Here is a 1,574-nt window from a genome sequence, read left to right as displayed (position 1 = left end):
AGCGCCTGGACGTTGCGCTGCAGGATCTCGACCATCGGCCCGTAGGGGTCGCAGTAGGAGGGCGGGCTGCAGCCCGTCTCCTCGACCTCGACCCCCGGATAGTCGGCGAGGATGCGCCCGACCTCGGCCATCACCCGCTCCCGGGTCATGCCGGGCGGCATGCGGATGTCGGCCTCGAAGCGGCACTCGCTCGGGATCATGTTCACCTTCACCCCGCCATCCAGCAGGCCGACATTGAGGGTGACCTTGTCGGTGATCGCCCCGGCCCCGGCGCCCATCGCCCGGTCCGAGGCGTCGCGGGCCTCGTCCATCGCCGACATGACGTTGTGCGGCAGCTCGACCGGCAGGTCCTCGAGCCGGCCGAGCGCGCCGATGAGCTGCGTCGCGACGAGCGTCGCGCTCTTCGTCAGGTGGGTGTAGGCGCCGTGAGCGCCGTCCGCCCGGACGGTGAAGCGCAGCCAGAGCGGCCCCTTCTCGCCGAAGCGGATGGTGTTGGGGCCGGACGGCTCGCCGTTGAGGCAGCAGTCGCCCAGCACTTCGGGCTCATGGTCCATCAGCCAGCGTGCGCCCCACGGTCCGAACGTCTCCTCGTCGGAGACGGCGGTCAGCGTCAGCTTGCCCGGCAGTCGGTCGCGCAGCCGGTGCAGCAGCGCGTAGGTGACGATGGAGGCGGTGGTGCCCGGCTTCATGTCGGCGGCACCCCGGCCGTAGAGCTTGCCGTCGACGATGTCGCCGCTCCACGGGTCCCGGCTCCAGCCATGGTCGCTGGCGACCGGGAAGACGTCGATATGGCCGTTGAGGACGAGATGCCGGCCCGGCCCGCCGCCGCCCGCGAAGGTGCCGACGAAGTTCGGCATCTCCGGGTTGGGGGCGACGATGCGGTAGGGCAGGGCCTCGGCGTCGAGCCGTTCCTGCACCACGGCGGCGGCGGCGCGGGTGTCGCCGGGCGGGTTGGGGCTGCGGGCGCGGACGAGGCGCTGGAGGAAGCGGATGATCTCGTCCTGCTCCGCCTCGATCCAGCGCAGGATCCGGTCGCGGTCGGCGGTCATGGTTCAGCCCGCGACATGGTATTCGGGGGAGAGGCGGCTCAGCACCTCGGCACCGCTCTCGCCGACGACGATGGTGTGGCCGAGCGACATGGCGAGGTTGGCCGGCGCGTCGATCAGGATCGCGTGCAGGAAGAGCACCATGCCCGGCTGCGTCGGGATGACATTGCCGCTGTAGAGCATCGGCGGCACGTCCATCCAGGTCGGCCGGAAGCTGCCGCCCAGCGAATAGCCGCAGGCCGACATGCGGAACTCGCCGTAGCCGGCGGCGTCGTAGACGCGGCGATGGGCGTCGTCGATCTGCCCCAGGATGCTGCCCGGCCGGGCCGCCTCGGTCATCGCCGCCATCGCCTCGCGCGTCACCTCGAACATGCGGCGCTGCTTGTCGTTGCCGCGGCCGACGGCGATCGTCCGCATCAGGCAGGCGCAGTAGTGGCGGTAGCTGCCGGCGAACTCCATGGTCAGCTGGTCGACGGCGTCGAGATGGCGGTAGCCGGTGGCGCTGCGCACCAGGAGCGCCCGGTCGCC

Annotated in this window: 2 protein-coding genes; both read right to left on the bottom strand. The window is 71.4% G+C overall.

The window, feature by feature from the left end:
- The coding region (locus ACE3Q3_RS02725) for a M20/M25/M40 family metallo-hydrolase (protein ID WP_374441442.1) at nucleotides 1-1,049 on the bottom strand (1,049 nt) is incomplete at its 3' end.
- A 3-nt stretch (nucleotides 1,050-1,052) separates the two neighbouring features.
- Nucleotides 1,053-1,574, bottom strand: a 522-nt coding sequence (locus ACE3Q3_RS02720; RefSeq protein WP_374441439.1) for a M24 family metallopeptidase, incomplete at its 5' end; no start/stop codon positions are given.

Source organism: Allostella sp., from assembly GCF_041913585.1.
In the GTDB taxonomy this organism is placed as follows: domain Bacteria; phylum Pseudomonadota; class Alphaproteobacteria; order ATCC43930; family Allostellaceae; genus Allostella.
The sequence above is the reverse complement of the archived record's forward strand: the minus strand, read 5'-3'. Positions and strand labels throughout refer to the sequence as shown.